Source organism: Rhodovulum sp. DZ06 (assembly GCF_050586345.1).
Lineage (GTDB): Bacteria > Pseudomonadota > Alphaproteobacteria > Rhodobacterales > Rhodobacteraceae > JBOCEF01.
Map to the genome: position 1 here is coordinate 1 of NZ_JBOCEF010000040.1, position 14589 is coordinate 14589.

13 protein-coding genes and 1 tRNA gene are annotated in these 14589 nt (G+C 74.3%); 6 read left to right on the top strand and 8 right to left on the bottom strand.

The window, feature by feature from the left end:
• Positions 1-225 precede the first annotated feature (225 nt).
• Complete coding sequence (locus tag ACQ5SO_RS15920; RefSeq protein ID WP_430942613.1) at positions 226-816, top strand: cytochrome P460 family protein; 591 nt, start codon at positions 226-228, stop codon at positions 814-816.
• 94 nt (positions 817-910) lie between these two features.
• On the opposite strand, the gene ACQ5SO_RS15925 is transcribed toward ACQ5SO_RS15920, so the two are convergent.
• Positions 911-987, bottom strand: a tRNA-His gene (locus tag ACQ5SO_RS15925).
• 198 nt (positions 988-1185) lie between these two features.
• On the opposite strand from ACQ5SO_RS15925, the gene ACQ5SO_RS15930 reads away from it, so the two are divergent.
• Positions 1186-1401 carry a DUF6324 family protein gene (locus ACQ5SO_RS15930; protein WP_430942614.1) on the top strand — a complete coding sequence of 72 codons (216 nt, stop codon included), beginning with the start codon at positions 1186-1188 and terminating at the stop codon, positions 1399-1401.
• A 42-nt stretch (positions 1402-1443) separates the two neighbouring features.
• On the opposite strand, the gene ACQ5SO_RS15935 is transcribed toward ACQ5SO_RS15930, so the two are convergent.
• On the bottom strand, positions 1444-1929 hold the full coding sequence (locus ACQ5SO_RS15935; RefSeq protein ID WP_430942615.1) for an MmcB family DNA repair protein: 486 nt from the start codon (positions 1927-1929) through the stop codon (positions 1444-1446).
• A gap of 146 nt (positions 1930-2075) precedes the next feature.
• Between ACQ5SO_RS15935 and ACQ5SO_RS15940 the strand changes: the two genes are divergently transcribed.
• From ACQ5SO_RS15940 to ACQ5SO_RS15955, 4 genes are all read left to right on the top strand, one after another.
• Positions 2076-2852 carry a SapC family protein gene (locus ACQ5SO_RS15940; RefSeq protein WP_430942616.1) on the top strand — a complete coding sequence of 259 codons (777 nt, stop codon included), beginning with the start codon at positions 2076-2078 and terminating at the stop codon, positions 2850-2852.
• Between the two features lie 182 nt (positions 2853-3034).
• Positions 3035-4366 (top strand): NAD(P)-dependent oxidoreductase, encoded by a 1332-nt coding sequence (locus ACQ5SO_RS15945; protein WP_430942617.1) that lies wholly within the window; start codon positions 3035-3037, stop codon positions 4364-4366.
• Between the two features lie 18 nt (positions 4367-4384).
• A complete protein-coding gene (gene preA, locus ACQ5SO_RS15950; protein ID WP_430942618.1) occupies positions 4385-5686 on the top strand; it encodes an NAD-dependent dihydropyrimidine dehydrogenase subunit PreA in 1302 nt (433 codons plus the stop codon).
• 437 nt (positions 5687-6123) lie between these two features.
• A complete protein-coding gene (locus tag ACQ5SO_RS15955) occupies positions 6124-7017 on the top strand; it encodes a DMT family transporter (protein ID WP_430942619.1) in 894 nt (297 codons plus the stop codon).
• A 102-nt stretch (positions 7018-7119) separates the two neighbouring features.
• Here ACQ5SO_RS15955 and mutL read toward each other — a convergent pair whose 3' ends face one another.
• The 6 genes from mutL to lspA form a co-directional block, all read right to left on the bottom strand.
• Positions 7120-9117 (bottom strand): DNA mismatch repair endonuclease MutL, encoded by a 1998-nt coding sequence (mutL, locus tag ACQ5SO_RS15960; protein WP_430942620.1) that lies wholly within the window; start codon positions 9115-9117, stop codon positions 7120-7122.
• A gap of 156 nt (positions 9118-9273) precedes the next feature.
• Positions 9274-9753, bottom strand: coding sequence for a DUF1801 domain-containing protein (locus tag ACQ5SO_RS15965; RefSeq protein ID WP_430942621.1), 480 nt, complete (start codon positions 9751-9753; stop codon positions 9274-9276).
• A gap of 3 nt (positions 9754-9756) precedes the next feature.
• Entirely contained in the window at positions 9757-11175 is a 1419-nt protein-coding gene (locus tag ACQ5SO_RS15970; protein ID WP_430942622.1) for a M16 family metallopeptidase, read from the bottom strand.
• Positions 11176-11231: 56 nt separating this feature from the next.
• On the bottom strand, positions 11232-12659 hold the full coding sequence (locus ACQ5SO_RS15975; RefSeq protein WP_430942654.1) for a M16 family metallopeptidase: 1428 nt from the start codon (positions 12657-12659) through the stop codon (positions 11232-11234).
• Positions 12660-13108: 449 nt separating this feature from the next.
• On the bottom strand, positions 13109-13693 hold the full coding sequence (locus ACQ5SO_RS15980; RefSeq protein WP_430942623.1) for a DUF3035 domain-containing protein: 585 nt from the start codon (positions 13691-13693) through the stop codon (positions 13109-13111).
• Between the two features lie 157 nt (positions 13694-13850).
• A complete protein-coding gene (gene lspA, locus ACQ5SO_RS15985) occupies positions 13851-14450 on the bottom strand; it encodes a signal peptidase II (protein WP_430942624.1) in 600 nt (199 codons plus the stop codon).
• Positions 14451-14589: the final 139 nt, after the last annotated feature.

Consider the following 14589-nt stretch of genomic DNA (forward strand, 5'->3'; position numbering starts at 1 on the left):
CCCCCCCCCCCCCCCCCCCCCCCCCCCCCCCCCCCCCCCCCTCCCCCCCCCCCCCCCCCCCCCCCCCCCCCCCCCCCGCCCGATTTGTTTCAGCCCCCTCACCGTTTCGGCGCCCCGCGTTCACGCCCCGGCGGCGAGGCGTTGATTGGCCCGTGCGCGGGGCGGCGCGGTATTTCCATCTTGCGGGCGGCGCCGCCGCCTGACGAAGAAGGGGAGAACCGCGAGATGACCCGCACCGCCATCCTGGCCGCCGCCTCGGCCCTGCTGAGCGCATCCACCGCCGCCGCCGCCTGCACCGCCCCCGCGGCGGGGGAGGACCTGACCGAGGCCCAGGCCGCCGAGGTCTACGCCTGCCTCGCCGCCGACATGCAGGCGGGCTATGCCAGGGGGCCGAAGCGCTGGATCGACGCGGCTTACGTCGCCGATTACCGCTCCTGGACCGCCGCCTCGACCGGCCCGGCCGCGCCCGGCGTGCATGGCGCGCGTTTCCTGATGACCTGGGTGAACCCGGTCGGCGCCGAGGCCTATCTGCGATTCGACGAGGAGGGCGCGAAGATGCCCGCCGGCACGGTGATCGCGAAGGAGAGCTTCACCGTGGACGCCTCGGGCGCGGCCGCCCCCGGCCCGCTGTTCTTCATGGAGAAGGCCGCGCCGGGCGCCAGCCCCGAGACGGGCGATTGGTACTACATGATGGTCTCGGCCCGGGGCGCGCCGGTCGCCGTGCCGGTCGTGCAGGCCTGCCATGACTGCCATTCGGGCTTCGAGGACAGCGACTTCCTCGGCTACCCGGCCGAGGAGGTGCGGGCGGGGGGCTGAGCGCCGCCGCCGGGGCCCCGCAGGCCGCCCGAAAACGCGAAACGCCGCCCCGGGGGGCGGCGTTCTTGCGTCCTGCTGACCCGCAGGAGGGGGATGGTACCGACGCCCCGGCTCGAACGGGGGACCCCTAGATCCACAATCTAGTGCTCTAACCTACTGAGCTACGTCGGCTCCGGGGGCGGATTTAGCGCCCATGCGCGCAGGATGCAAGAGCGGATCGACCGGAAAATTCCCCCGCTTCCGCAGGTCCGCGGCGCCGGGCGCATGCCTGGCCCGCGCCGGGCCCGTTGGGGCCGCGAACTTGCACCCCGCGCGCCGAGCGGCTATGCGCCCCCAAGGGCCGCAGGCGCGGCGGGCGGAGGCAGGACCATGGGCATCAACGACGAAAGCGAAATCGAGGCGGGGCTGCAGATCGGGCCGACCGAGCTCGGGATGGTGCGGATCCATGTCGAGGGCGACGGGTTCTCGATCCCGATGGATTTCGACCCCGAGGAGGCCGAGGAGATCGCCGAGGAGATCCGCGCCGCCGCCGAACGCGCCCGCGCCACGTCCCAGGGCGGCAAGGGCGGCAAGAAACGCCGCTGAGCGCCGCCGCGGGGCAGGGGGCGCAGCGCCCCCCTCGCCCCTTCAGTCCCCCAGGCTGAACGCCCCGGTCCCGGGATCGAGCGCCGCGCGCAGCCGCAGCGCCGCCGCCCGGGCGAATCGCGCCGTCAGCGCCTTGCGCCGCGCCGCCGCCAGCGGCCGCGCTTCGGGCATGCGGATGATCTCGGCCCCGAACCCGTCGGCGAGGATCAGGCCCTGGTCCTCGGGCAGGACCTCGACCGGGAAATCCGCGTCCACCGCGAAGAACAGCCGGTCGCACCATTCAAGGTAGCCCTCCCATTTCCGGTCCGCGCGGAAATCCGGCAGGCCCGACTTGCACTCCACCGCCCAGATCTCTCCCTTCGGGCCGAGCGCCAGCACGTCGCAGCGCAGGCCGCGCGCGGGCGAGACCTCGGTCGCCGGGGCGAAGCCGCCGTCCACCAGGAAGCGGCACACGCCGCGCGCGAGCAGCGCGCCCGGCTGCATCCGGGCGGCGGCATGATCGACGGGGAGGGGGGAATTCTGCGCCATGTACGCAGTTTGTTCCCGCGCGCCGCCCCGGTCAACGTTCGCCATCATTGCGCCCGCGCCCGCCGATCCGATACACCCAAGGCGGGCCCGGTCCGGCCGCGCCCGAAATTGCACGCCGCATGACATTCAGGACAGGATCCAGCCACGTGACCGACGCCGCGCCCGCCGACGGACAGACCGCCCCCGCCCCGCTCAAGCCGCTGTTCTACCAGAACCCGGAGGTGCTGGAGGCGACCCGCCACGGATCGCTCGGCCTGAAGGCCCATACCAGCTTCGGCTTCGCGGCGAAGGCCAACGCGATCCCGCTGAACATGGCAGAGTTCGCGCAGGCCGGCGTCTGGTACCCGATCGTGTTCTCGGGGCGCGACAGCCTCGCGCCCGTGGCCGTGGTCGGCGTGCGCGGCGGGCAGAACCTGTTCGTCGAGGACAGCGGCGCCTGGACCAGCCCGGCCTATGTCCCCGCCTATGTGCGCCGCTATCCCTTCATCCTGACCCGGCCGGACATGGCCAAGGACCAGGTGCTGCTGTGCGTCGACCGGGCCTCGGACCGGGTGGCCGAGGGCGAGGGGAACATGTTCTTCGAGGAGACCAAGCCCTCCGAGACGACCAACAGCGCGCTCGAGTACTGCCTGAACTTCCAGCGCCAGGCGATGGCGACCGAGCAGCTGACCAAGCTGCTGCAGGAGCATGACCTGCTGGTCGAGCGCCAGGGCACGCTGGAGCTTCCGGGCGGGACCGAGCGCCTGCGCCTGACGGATTTCAAGGTGGTGGACGAGGACCGGCTGAACAAGCTGTCGGACGCCGCGATGCTGGACCTGCGCAAGAAGGGCGGCCTCGCCGCCGCATACTGCCAGATGATGTCGATGAACAACTGGCAGGCGCTGGCCCACATGGCCGGCAAGCGCGGCAAGCCGCTGGCCTGATCGCCGCCGCCGGATGCATGGAACGCCCCCGCCGGAGACCTCCGGCGGGGGCGTTCGCGTTTCGGGGGCAGGAGCGCGCCGGCGGGCGGGGCGAAAAACGCCGCGCCCTTCAAAAATTTTCCAGTTGATAAAAATTCAGACCGCTCACATGCTGGACCCCGACGCTGCAAGGAGACCCCAGCATGAGCGACCCGCGCCTCGCCCCCGGCATCGCCGCCGGGCGCCTGTCCGCCGAAGCGGCGGCGGCGAACCTGTCCGACCTGCATCCGCCCTACTCGCCGCACGAAGCGGCCGTGGCGGCGGATCGCTGCTATTTCTGCCACGATGCGCCGTGCATGGAGGCATGCCCGACCGACATCGACATCCCGCTCTTCATCCGCCAGATCGCCGCGGGCAACGATGCGGGCGCGGCGAAGACGATCCTGTCGCAGAACATCCTCGGGGGCATGTGCGCGCGCGTCTGCCCGACCGAGACGCTGTGCGAGGAAGCCTGCGTGCGGATGACGGCCGAGGACAAGCCGGTCGAGATCGGCCGCCTCCAGCGCCACGCCACCGACGCGCTGATGGCCGCCGATGTCCACCCCTTCACCCGCGCCGCGCCCACCGGCAAGAAAGTCGCCGTGGTCGGCGCCGGGCCCGCGGGCCTCGCCTGCGCGCATCGCCTCGCCATGCATGGCCATGACGTGACGGTCTACGAGGCGAAGCCCAAGCCCGGCGGCCTCAACGAATACGGCATCGCCGCCTACAAGACCGTCGACGACTTCGCCCAGAAGGAAGTCGCCTGGCTGCTGAAGATCGGCGGGATCGAGATCCGCCACGGCCAGGCCCTCGGGAAAGACGTGACGCTGGAGGGGCTGGCCGAGGCGCATGACGCGGTGTTCCTCGGCATCGGTCTCGGCGCCGTCGGGGGCCTCGGCATCCCGGGCGAGGACCTGCCGGGCGTGCGCGACGCGGTCGATTTCATCGCCGAGCTGCGCCAGGCCGAGGACCCGACCAAGGTGCCCGTGGGCCGCAACGTCGTCGTCATCGGCGGCGGCATGACCGCGGTGGACGCCGCGGTGCAGGCCAAGGCCCTCGGGGCGGAAAACGTGACCATCGCCTATCGCCGTTCCCGCGCCGACATGCCCGCCAGCGGCTTCGAGCAGGAGCTCGCCGCCGCGAAGGGCGTGACGATCCGCGAGCACGTGATGCCGGTGCAGGCCATGGGCGACGCCGTCGTCCGCTCGGTCGCCTTCCGCTACGCCGAGGCCGGGCCGAACGGGCTGGAAGCGACGGGCGAGGGGTTCTCGATCCCCGCCGACATGGTGCTGAAGGCCATCGGCCAGAAGCTGGTCGCCCCGGAGGGCGCGGCGCTCGACGGGCGCAAGCTGGCGATCACCGGCGCGGGCCGCACCCCGAACCCGAAGATCTGGGCGGGCGGCGACTGCGCCGCGGGCGGCGAGGACCTGACCGTCACCGCCGTCGCCGAGGGCCGCGACGCGGCCGAAGACATTCACCGCGCGCTGAGCGCCTGAGCGAGGGGAGACAGGACCATGGCTGATCTTCGCAGCGAATTCATCGGCATCAAGTCGCCGAACCCGTTCTGGCTCGCCTCGGCGCCGCCGACGGACAAGGAATACAACGTGCGCCGCGCCTTCGAGGCGGGCTGGGGCGGCGTGGTGTGGAAGACCCTCGGGCTCGACCCCCACGTGGTCAACGTCAACGGCCCCCGCTACGGCGCGATGTACGGCGCCGACCGGCGGCTGCTGGCGCTCAACAATATCGAGCTGATCACCGACCGGCCGCTTCAGACCAATCTCGACGAGATCAAGGCGGTCAAGCGCGACTACCCGGACCGCGCCGTCATCGTCTCCCTGATGGTGCCGTGCGAGGAAGAGGCCTGGTCCACCATCCTGCCGCTGGTCGAGGCGACCGGCGCGGACGGGATCGAGCTGAACTGCGGCTGTCCCCACGGGATGTCCGAGCGCGGCATGGGCTCGGCCGTCGGCCAGGCCCCGGACCTGATCGAGCAGATCACCCGCTGGTGCAAGCAGAAGACCCGGATGCCGGTGATCGTGAAGCTGACGCCGAACATCACCGACATCCGCGGGCCCGCGCGGGCGGCGAAGGCGGGGGGCGCGGACGCGGTCTCGCTGATCAACACCGTCAGCTCGATCACCTCGGTCGACCTCGACAGCTTCTCGCCCGAGCCGTCGATCGGCGGCAAGGGCAGCCATGGCGGCATGTGCGGCCCGGCGGTGAAGCCCATCGCGCTGAACATGGTGGCCGAGATCGCCCGCGACCCCGAGACGGCGGGCCTGCCGATCTCGGGCATCGGCGGGATCACCACCTGGCGCGACGCGGCCGAGTTCCTGGCGCTTGGCGCGGGCAACCTGCAGGTCTGCACCGCGGCCATGACCTACGGGTTCAAGGTGGTCGAGGAGATGAAGACGGGCCTCTCGGACTGGATGGACGAGAAGGGCCATTCGGGCGTGGACGCGGTGGTCGGCCGCGCGGTGCAGAACGTGACCGACTGGCAGTTCCTGAACCTCAACTACGTCGCCAAGGCGAAGATCGACCAGGACCTGTGCATCAAGTGCGGCCGCTGCTACGCGGCCTGCGAGGACACCAGCCACCAGGCGATCGAGATGAAGCCGGGCCGGGTGTTCGAGGTGAAGGACGACGAGTGCGTCGCCTGCAACCTGTGCGTCAATGTCTGCCCGGTCGAGAACTGCATCGACATGGTCCCGATGAAGGCGGGCGAGGTCGATCCGCGCACCGGGGCCACGGTGTCGGACGAGTACGCCAACTGGACCCAGCACCCCAACAACCCCGCCGCGACGGCGGCGGAGTGAGGGGGCGCCGCGTCTTCGGGCCTCGCGCCTTGGGGCCTCGCGCCCCCGGGCGCCGCGTCTCCGGTCGCGGCGGCTGAACCGGGGCGCCCGCGGCGCGCGGCGGAAGCCTGCGCGTGCGGCGGGCGGGTCCCCGTGGCGGGCGCCGGGCCGGGCGTCCGCCACGCGCCCCCCGCGACCGGCCGCCGGCGATGGAGGGCGGTGATGGCGGGCGGCCGGTCGCGGGCCGGGCGGATCCCGCATGGGGGGCGAGCGGCTTGCGCCGCCCGCCCCTTTCGCGTTTCTCCCGCTCACCGCTCACCGCTCACCGCTCACCGCTCACCGCTCACCGCTCACCGCTCACCGCTCACCGCTCACCGCTCACCGCGCACCGTTCTCTCGCCGTTCTTCCCGTGGCCGCCGCGCTCCCCGTCGCGGGCCGCGCCCCTCCCGGAGCCCCGATGACCCCTCTTCGCGCCGACGCCCTCAAGGGCCATGCCGCCATGCTCGGCTTCGCGCTGATCATCTCCGGCTCCTTCTCGCTCGGGGCGCCGGCGGCCAAGCTGGTGGCGCCCTCTGCGCTCAACGCCGCGCGCTTCGCCCTCGCGATCCCGCTCCTCTGCGCCGCCGCCGCGCTCGGCCCCGGCCTGCGGCGCGACCAGCTGGGCGCGCCCTGGCGCTACCTGTTCCTCGGGGGGCTGCTGGCGGCCTATTTCGTGCTGATGTTCGAGGCGCTGCGGCTGACCGACCCGGTCTCCACCGCCGCCGTCTTCACCCTGACCCCGATCATGAGCGCCCTCTTCGCCCGCCTCTTCGACGGGCAGCGGATCTCGGGCGCCATGGCCGGGGCGCTGGCGCTGGGCGGCGGGGGCGCGCTCTGGGTGATCTTCCGCGGAGACCTCGACGCGATGCTGGCGCTGCGCTTCGGCGAGGGCGAGCGGCTCTACCTCGTGGGCTGCGCGCTCCACGCCCTCTACACCCCGATGGTGCGGCGGCTGAACCGGGGCGAGCCGCCGCTGGCCTTCGCCTTCTGGACCACGCTGGGCTGCGGGACGGTGATCTTCGCCTGGGCGCTGGTCGAGGGCGCGCTGGCGCCGGTCGACTGGGCCGCGCTGCCGCGGGAGGCCTGGGTGGCGATCATCTACCTCGCCATCGGGCCGACGGCGACGACCTTCTTCCTGCTGCAATTCGCGGCGCTGCGGCTCCATGCCGGGGCGGCGATGGCCTATGGCTACCTGGTGCCGAGCTTCGTGATCCTGTGGGAAGGCGTGGCGGGGCGCGGCTGGGTGGCGCCCGTCACCTGGATCGGCGTCGCGGCGACGGTGGCGGCGATGGCCTGGCTGCTGCGGCGCTGAGCGCGGCTGGCCCGCCGGGCGCCCCCTGCCGCAAGCGCCAGGGCCTGCCGCGCCGCGCGGGCGCCCCGGCGCCGCCCGCGCGGCGCCCGGCGCGCGGCCCCCTCAGCGCCGGGCGAACAGCTTCTCGAGCTCGGCCAGCGACAGCTTCACGTAAGTGGGCCGCCCGTGGTTGCAGACGCCGGAATTGGGCGTCGCCTCCATCTCGCGCAGCAGGGCGTTCATTTCCGGGCCGTTCAGCCGCCGCCCGGCGCGCACGGAGCCGTGGCAGGCCATGCGCGACAGGACCGCGTGCAGACGCGCCTCGACCGCCGAGGAGGCGCCCTCCGCGGCCAGCTCGTCCGCCACGTCCCGCAGGATCGCCTTCGCGTCCACCTGGCCCAGTTCCGCCGGGGTTTCGCGGACGCAGACCGCGCCCGGCCCGAAGGCGTCGACCACGAGGCCCGCCTGCGCCAGCTCCTCGGCCGCAGACAGCACCAGCTCGGCGTCGCCCTCGGCCATGTCCACCACCTCGGGGATCAGCAGGGCCTGGGTCTTGACGCCGTTTTCCGCCAGCTGGGTCTTGAGGCGCTCATAGACCAGCCGCTCATGCGCGGCGTGCTGGTCGATGAAGACCACGCCGGTCTCGGTCTGGGCGACGATATAGGTTTCATGCAGCTGCGCGCGGGCGGCGCCGAGGGGGAGGGTTTCGGCGGTTTCATCCGGCGCCTCGATGCGGGCGGAGTAGCCCATGGGCGCCTCGGCGAAGCCGGGCCGGGCCGCGTAACCTTCCGCCGGGGCGGGGATGTCGGCGGGGGACCATGCGGCGCCCTCCGCGCCTGGCTGTCCCCAGGCGGCGGGCATCGGGGCTTGCGCGGCATAAGCGGCGGACAGCGCGCCCTGCGACGGGCGGGGCGGGGGCGTCCAGCCGCCGCCGAAGCCCGACAGGCCCCGCTGGGCGCCCGGCGCGGCGGAGGCGTAGACCCGCCCCTCGGCCCCCGGGCCCTCCATTCCCTGTCCCAGCGCCCCCAGCGCCGCGTCGCCCATCGAGCGGGTGGCGCGGTGCCCGGCCTCGGCCATCGCGTGGCGCACGGCGGCGACGATCAGCCCGCGGACCATGCCGGGGTCGCGGAACCGGACCTCGGTCTTCGCCGGGTGGACGTTGACGTCCACCAGCTCCTCCGGGCAGGTCAGGAACAGCGCCGCGGCGGGGTGGCGCCCCGAGGGCAGCAGGTCCCCATACCCCCCCTTCAGCGCCCCGAGCAGCAGCCGGTCCTTCACCGGGCGGCCATTGACCACCAGGTGCTGGTGCTGGGCCGAGCCGCGGGCGGCGGCGGGCAGGCAGGCGAAGCCCTCGAGCAGGATCCCGTCCCGCTCGGCATGGAGCGGCACGCTGTCCTCGGCGAAGCCGGCCCCGAGGATGCGGCGCAGGCGGGCGAGGCGGGCGGTCTCGGTCTCGCCCCGCTCGGCCTCGGCGCGGTAGAGGGGGCGGCCCTCGCCATCCCCGTCCGAGACGTCGCGCAGGGTGAAGGCGACGCCCGGCGCGGACATCGAGAGGCGCCGGATGGCTTCCGCCACGGCCATGGTCTCGGCCCGGTCGGTGCGCAGGAACTTGAGGCGCGCGGGCGTGGCGTGGAACAGGTCCCGCACCTCCACCACCGTGCCTTTCGAGAGGGCGGCGGGGGCGGGGCGGCCGACGCGGCCCGCGTCGACCTTGAGCTGCCAGGCCTCCTCGGCGCCGCGGGCGCGGGAGGTGAGGGTGAGCCGCGCCACGGCGCCGATCGAGGGCAGCGCCTCGCCCCGGAAGCCGAAGGAGCGGATATGGACGAGGTCCTCGTCCACCAGCTTCGAGGTTGCGTGGCGCTCGACGGCCAGCAGCAGGTCCTCGGGGGACATGCCATGGCCGTCATCGGCGACGCGGATCAGGGTCTTGCCGCCATCGGCGATGGCGATGTCGACGCGCGTCGCCCCGGCGTCGAGGGCGTTCTCGACCAGTTCCTTCACCGCCGAGGCGGGGCGTTCGACCACCTCGCCCGCGGCGATGCGGTTCTGCGCGGCCTCGCCCAGGCGGCGGATGCGCGGGGGGGCGTCGAGCGCGGATATGTTGGGGTGCGACGCGTTCATGCCCCCAAGGATAGCGGAGGGGGCGGTGAGTCGAAAGGGGAGGCGGGGTCGACGCGGGGCGTCCGGGGCGCGCCGCGCCGGGCGTTGCGCGGCTTGGCCGGCCGGTCGCACGCGGCGCGCGGCGGGCGGGGCGCGGCGTGGCGGCGGGCGCCGGGCTCAGGCGCCGCGCAGCTTGTAGGTCAGCGCGCGAAGGATCAGCGGGCGCAGGGCCCCGGGCGGCGGCGGCGCGGCGGCGCAGAGATGGACGGCGCGGGTCCCCTCGATGTGCAGGCCCGGGGGCAGCAGCGGCCGGACATCCTCGATCACGCTGGTCTGGCAATGGACGTAGAGGGCGCAGGCGGCGGGGCCGAGGGGGCTCGTTTTCGGCAGGCCGACGCGCAGGGCGGTCCCGGCGCCGGAGCGGGGGCGCCAGCTCGGCTGGCCCCATTTCAGCGTCTCTTCCAGCGGGCCGATGCGCGGGTCGGCGGCGGCCCCGGCGAAGACCTCGGCGCGCAGGGCCGGCAGCAGCGCGCGCTGCGGCGCCGGGAAGGCGTCGAAGGCGGCGGCGACGGCAGGCGAGGCGAAGGGCGGGGCGGCGAAGGGCGGGGCGATCCCGGCCCCGGCCCCGGCCTCCTGCCGCTCTGCCGCCGCCGCCATCGCTCAGTTCACCGCGTCGCCAAGCCCCTCGGGCTTGCCGACCACGGTGACATGCAGCTTGCCGGCATCCAGCAGCCGCGCCGCCGCGGCCTTCGCGTCCTCAAGCGTCACCGCCTCGATCATCGCGTTGCGGTCGCGGATGTAGTCGGGCGTGAAGCCCTGGTGCATCAGCCCCGCCAGCTGCCCGGCGATCTTGCCGTTGCTGTCGAAGCGCAGCGGGTAGGCGCCGGTCAGGTACTGCTTGGCGGCCTCCAGCTCCTCCGCCGTCGGGCCCTCGGCGGCCATGCGCGCCCACTCGGCCTTGATCACCTCCACCGCCTCGGCGACCTTGGCGTTGTCCGAGCTGACGCCCGCCACCACCAGCCCGGTGGTCTGGCCGGCGGCGAGATAGGACCACACGCCATAGGTCAGGCCGCGCTTCTCGCGGACCTCCTCCATCAGGCGCGAGGCGAAGCCGCCGCCGCCGAGCACGTGGTTCATCACGTAGGCGGCCATGAAATCGGGATCGTCGCGCAGGATGCCCGGGCCGACCAGCCGCGCCACCGCCTGGGGGGTGTCGAACTCCACCACCTGCAGGGCGCCGTCGGTCTCCACCATCTCCAGCTCCGGCGCGGGCAGGGGGGCGTCGGGCAGGTCCCCGAGGATCCGGTCGAGCAGCGGGCCGAGGGTTTCGGCGTCGATGTCCCCGACCACGCCCACGGCGACGCCCGAGCGGTTGAAGGCCCGCGCCCGCGCCGCGCGCAGGGTGTCGGCGGTGATCGCCTCGACATCCGCCTCGGTCCCCTTCATCGGGCGGCCATGCACGCTGCCGGGGCCGTAGACCGCGTCGCGCCAGGCCTCGGCGGCGATGGCGTCGGGATCGGTCTTCTCGCTGCGCAGGCCCGAGAGGATCCCGGCCCGCATCCGCTCCAGCGGCTCCGCGTCGAAGCGCGGCTCCACCAGCGCCAGGCGCAGCAGCTCGGCGCTGGGCCCGAGGTTCTCGGTCAGCATCCGCGCGTTCACGGTGAAGCTGTCGCGCCCGGCGTCGAAACCGACGCGCAGGGCCAGGGTCTCGGCCCGGGCCGAGAAGGCGGCGCTGTCGAGATCGCCCGCGCCCTCGTCGAGCATGGTCGACAGGAAGTTGGTCGCGCCCTGCTGGTCCATGGGGTCGAGCCGGGCGCCGGTGTCGAAGATGAACTCCATCGCAACCATCGGGATGGCGTGCTCTTCCACCAGCCAGGCGGTGATGCCGCCGGGCGAGGTGATCACCTGCACCTCGGTCTCGGCCTGGGCGGCGGGGGCGAGGAGGGCTGCGCCGAGCCCGAGCGCGAGGCCGAGCCCCAGCGCCGCGCGGCGCAGCGGGGCGAAGGGGGCGGGGGTGAGGGCGGCCGTGGCGCGGGGGGCGTCGGCGGCGGGCGCGGGGGCGAAGGTCTGGGCGTGCATGGGCAAGAGTCCGTGCATGGGGAACAGGGGGGCGGCGGCGCGGGTCATCCGCGCGCTCATCCGCGGGTGGCCAGCGAGGGGCGGGCGCCGCCCGCATCCCGGGCGGCGTCGCCGGGGGCCTCGGTCCCGGCCTCGGGGGCGCGCAGCCAGCCGGTGACCGAGCGGTTCGGGTCCAGCGCCGCGCGCAGCGCCGCCATCACGTCCTCGGCCGTCACCGCCTGCAGCACGTCGCCCCAGGCCTCGATCTGCTCGATCGTCAGCCCGGTGGCGCGCCCGGCGCCGTAGCGGCGCGCAAGGCCCATCTGGCTGTCATCGGCATAGACGAGATCGGCGCGGTAGCCGGCCTTGATCCGCGCCAGCTCCGCCTCGGTCGGGCCGTCCGAGGCGAGGAACGCGGCCAGCGTCCTGTCGAGGGCGTCCTCGGCCTCCTGCAACGACACGCCGGGGGCGGGGGCGGCCCAGAAGCCGAACTCGGCATAGTCGCGCAGCCCGGCGCCGAACCAGGCCCCGGCCGAGACGGCGACGCGGTTCTGCACGGTCAGCGCCTGCTGGATGCGCCCGTTGATGCCGCCGCCGAGCACCTCGGAGGCGATCAGCAGCGCGGCCGCCTGCGCCTGGTCCGTGCGCCGCGGGGCGACGAGGTAGGAGCGGCTCATGGCCGGCTGGCGCACGCGGGCGTCCTCCATCACCAGCCGCCGCGGGGCGCGCTGGGGCGGCTCGGACGGGCGCATCCGCGGGGCTTCGCCGATATCCGAGGGCGGGATCGGGCCGTAATGCTTCTCGGCGAGGCGCCTGACCTCCTCCGGGGTCACGTCGCCCGCGACCACCAGCATGGCGCGGTTCGGGGCGTACCAGCGGTCGTAGAAGGCATGCAGGTCCGGCAGGGTCAGGGCGTCGATCTCGTGCCGCCAGCCGATCACCGGGATGCCATAGGGGTGGTTCATGTAGAGCGCGGCGTCGAACTGTTCGCCGAACAGGGCGCGCGGGTTGTTCTCGGTGCGCTGGTTGCGCTCCTCGATCACCACCTGGCGCTCGGTGCGCAGGTGGTCGTCATTGATCACGAGGTCGGCCATGCGGTCGGCCTCCATCTTCATCACCAGCTCCAGCCGGTCGGCGGCGATGCGCTGGTAATAGGCGGTGTAGTCCTGGCTGGTGAAGGCGTTGTCCTGCCCGCCATTGGCCGCGACGATCTTGGAGAAGGCGCTGTCCGGGATCTCGTCCGTGCCCTTGAACATCAGGTGCTCGAACAGGTGCGCGATGCCCGAGCGGCCCGGGGGTTCGTCCGCGGCGCCGACCTTGTACCAGACCATGTGGGTGACGACCGGGGCCCGGTGATCCTCGATCACCACCGCCTCCATGCCGTTGGCGAGGGTGAAGGCGGTGACCTGCGGCTTCGCCGCGGCCGGAAGCGCGGGGGCGAGGACCGTGGCGGCGGCGAGCGCCAGCGCCGCGGCGGCGGCGCGCAGCGGGTTGCGCGGGGCCATGGGCGCGGGGGCGCGGGCGGCGGCGGCGCGGGAGGCGGCGGCGGCCGCGGCGGAGAAGCGGGGGCGCGGCGATCCCGGAACGGGCAGGCGAAGCATCGGGCGTCTCCTTTGCGGCGGGGCGGCGCTGTCGGCCGCCTTGCGCCGCGTCCTGGCGCGGCCGCCCGGCGGGTCCCCCGGGGGGGGGGCGTGCGGCGGCGCGCGGTCATGGGCGGTGTCTCGGGGGGAATTTAGGGGGCGGAAGGGGCCGCGCATAGCCCGGCCGCGGTCGCGGTTGCGTGAGCGGGCCGGGCGGGACGGCCCGGGCGGGGCCCATGGCGGGGGGCGGCGGCGCAGGGCGGCCGGGCGGGGCGCACGGGGCGGCGGGGGACGGCCCCCCGCAACGCGAAACGCCCCCGCCGGGGGGGGCGGGGGCGTCTTCGGGGCGTCCTTGCCTGGCGCGCCGGGCGGGGTCAGCCGCCGAACACGCCGAGCTCGAAGGTCAGGCCGTTGTCTTCCTCTTCCTCCTCGACCGGCGGCGGGGTCGGGGTGGCGACGCCCGCGTCGCGCAGGCGCCCGGTCTCGTCGCGCTGGTCCAGGATCTCCTCGATCCGGCCGTCGGGCATCTCGTAGCCGAAGATCGAGGTCAGCCCGTACTTGCGGCTGGCCGGGGCCGACTCGCCCGCCAGCACGGTGCGGATGTCGGGCTGGGCCGCATCGGCGCCCGCGGCCTCGAGCAGCGCCAGCTCGCCCGCGCTGGGCGCGCCGGCCGAGGGGCCGACATGGCGCAGGGCCGCCTTCGCCTCGTCCACCGGGCGGTAGGCCAGCGGGCTTTCCGCGCCGGGATCCGGCCGGGGCAGGTAGCTCAGGTCGCCGGGCAGGCGCAGGGGCTTGTGCGGCTGGACGTTGAAGGCGTCCGGCGGCGGCACGTCGATGCCGAAGGTCTGGCGCAGCCCGCCGCCGCAGGCCGACAGGCCGATGGCGAGGCCGATCAGCGTCGCGGCGCGGAAGGCCCGGCGGAGGGGCTGGTCAGCGGGGCTGTCGCTCGCATGTCGCATGGCGGTCTCGTCGTCCTGTTCAGCGCGGGGCGCGGCCCGGGCCTCCCGCCCGTCGGGGGCGGCGCCGGGGCCGGCGCGTCGGCGCGCAATGTGCCCAAGCCGGGCGGCGGGCGCAAGCGGCAGGGCGCCCGGCGGGGCGCGCCGCTTGCGCGCGGCGTCAGTCCTTGCCGGCGGAGTCCTTGCCGTCGACCGTGCCGGCCTTCGCCTCCGCCTCCGCCGCGGGCGGCTCGGCCCCCAGCGCCACCAGGCCGATGGCCCCGGCGAAGATGAAGATGTCGGCGGGGTTGAAGGCGTAGGGGTTGTAGAAGCCGCAGCAGCTCATGTTCAGGAAATCGGCCACCGCGCCGTAGATCCAGCGGTCGAGCGCGTTGCCGAGCGCGCCGCCGACCAGCAGCCCGATGCAGATCCGCCGCCAGGGCGAGGCGAGGCGCAGGGCCCAGATCGTCAGCCCCGAGGAGATGGCGAGGGCGAGCAGGATCCAGAAGCCGCGCCCGAGATCGTCGCCGAGGCCGAAATTGGCGCCCTCGTTCCACGCCATCAGCAGCGTCAGGTAGGGCGGCGCGACGTCGATCCGCAGCTGCGTCGCGAGGTCCATGAGCTCGACCACCCAGTATTTCGAGGCGCGGTCGAGCAGGAAGGCGGCGAGCGCGACCCAGGCGACGATCTTCAGCCGCCCCGCGGCGCGGCGCGCGCGGCCCTGCTCCGGGGCGGCCCCGGGGGCGCCGCGATCCGCGCCGGAATTGCCCTTGGTGCTCATCGGTGGTCGCTCATCGGGTCTTCAGCCTCGCGCCGGTTGCATCCCCGGCGTCCTGCCCGGATGCGGCCCGCAGGTCAAGCGCGGCCCGGGCGCGGGGGCGGGGGACCGGGGGGGACGGGGCGGGGCTGTCGCAGGGGGC

Excerpts from the sequence above, each read along its gene's own strand:
- ACQ5SO_RS15955 (WP_430942619.1), top strand. The coding sequence starts at position 6,124 with ATGACCCCTCTTCGCGCCGACGCCCTCAAGGGCCATGCCGCCATGCTC.
- ACQ5SO_RS15920 (WP_430942613.1), top strand. The coding sequence starts at position 226 with ATGACCCGCACCGCCATCCTGGCCGCCGCCTCGGCCCTGCTGAGCGCA.
- preA (WP_430942618.1), top strand. The coding sequence starts at position 4,385 with ATGGCTGATCTTCGCAGCGAATTCATCGGCATCAAGTCGCCGAACCCG.
- ACQ5SO_RS15975 (WP_430942654.1), bottom strand. The coding sequence starts at position 12,659 with ATGGCCCCGCGCAACCCGCTGCGCGCCGCCGCCGCGGCGCTGGCGCTC.
- ACQ5SO_RS15945 (WP_430942617.1), top strand. The coding sequence starts at position 3,035 with ATGAGCGACCCGCGCCTCGCCCCCGGCATCGCCGCCGGGCGCCTGTCC.
- ACQ5SO_RS15970 (WP_430942622.1), bottom strand. The coding sequence starts at position 11,175 with ATGCACGCCCAGACCTTCGCCCCCGCGCCCGCCGCCGACGCCCCCCGC.
- ACQ5SO_RS15935 (WP_430942615.1), bottom strand. The coding sequence starts at position 1,929 with ATGGCGCAGAATTCCCCCCTCCCCGTCGATCATGCCGCCGCCCGGATG.
- mutL (WP_430942620.1), bottom strand. The coding sequence starts at position 9,117 with ATGAACGCGTCGCACCCCAACATATCCGCGCTCGACGCCCCCCCGCGC.
- ACQ5SO_RS15980 (WP_430942623.1), bottom strand. The coding sequence starts at position 13,693 with ATGCGACATGCGAGCGACAGCCCCGCTGACCAGCCCCTCCGCCGGGCC.
- ACQ5SO_RS15930 (WP_430942614.1), top strand. The coding sequence starts at position 1,186 with ATGGGCATCAACGACGAAAGCGAAATCGAGGCGGGGCTGCAGATCGGG.
- lspA (WP_430942624.1), bottom strand. The coding sequence starts at position 14,450 with ATGAGCACCAAGGGCAATTCCGGCGCGGATCGCGGCGCCCCCGGGGCC.
- ACQ5SO_RS15965 (WP_430942621.1), bottom strand. The coding sequence starts at position 9,753 with ATGGCGGCGGCGGCAGAGCGGCAGGAGGCCGGGGCCGGGGCCGGGATC.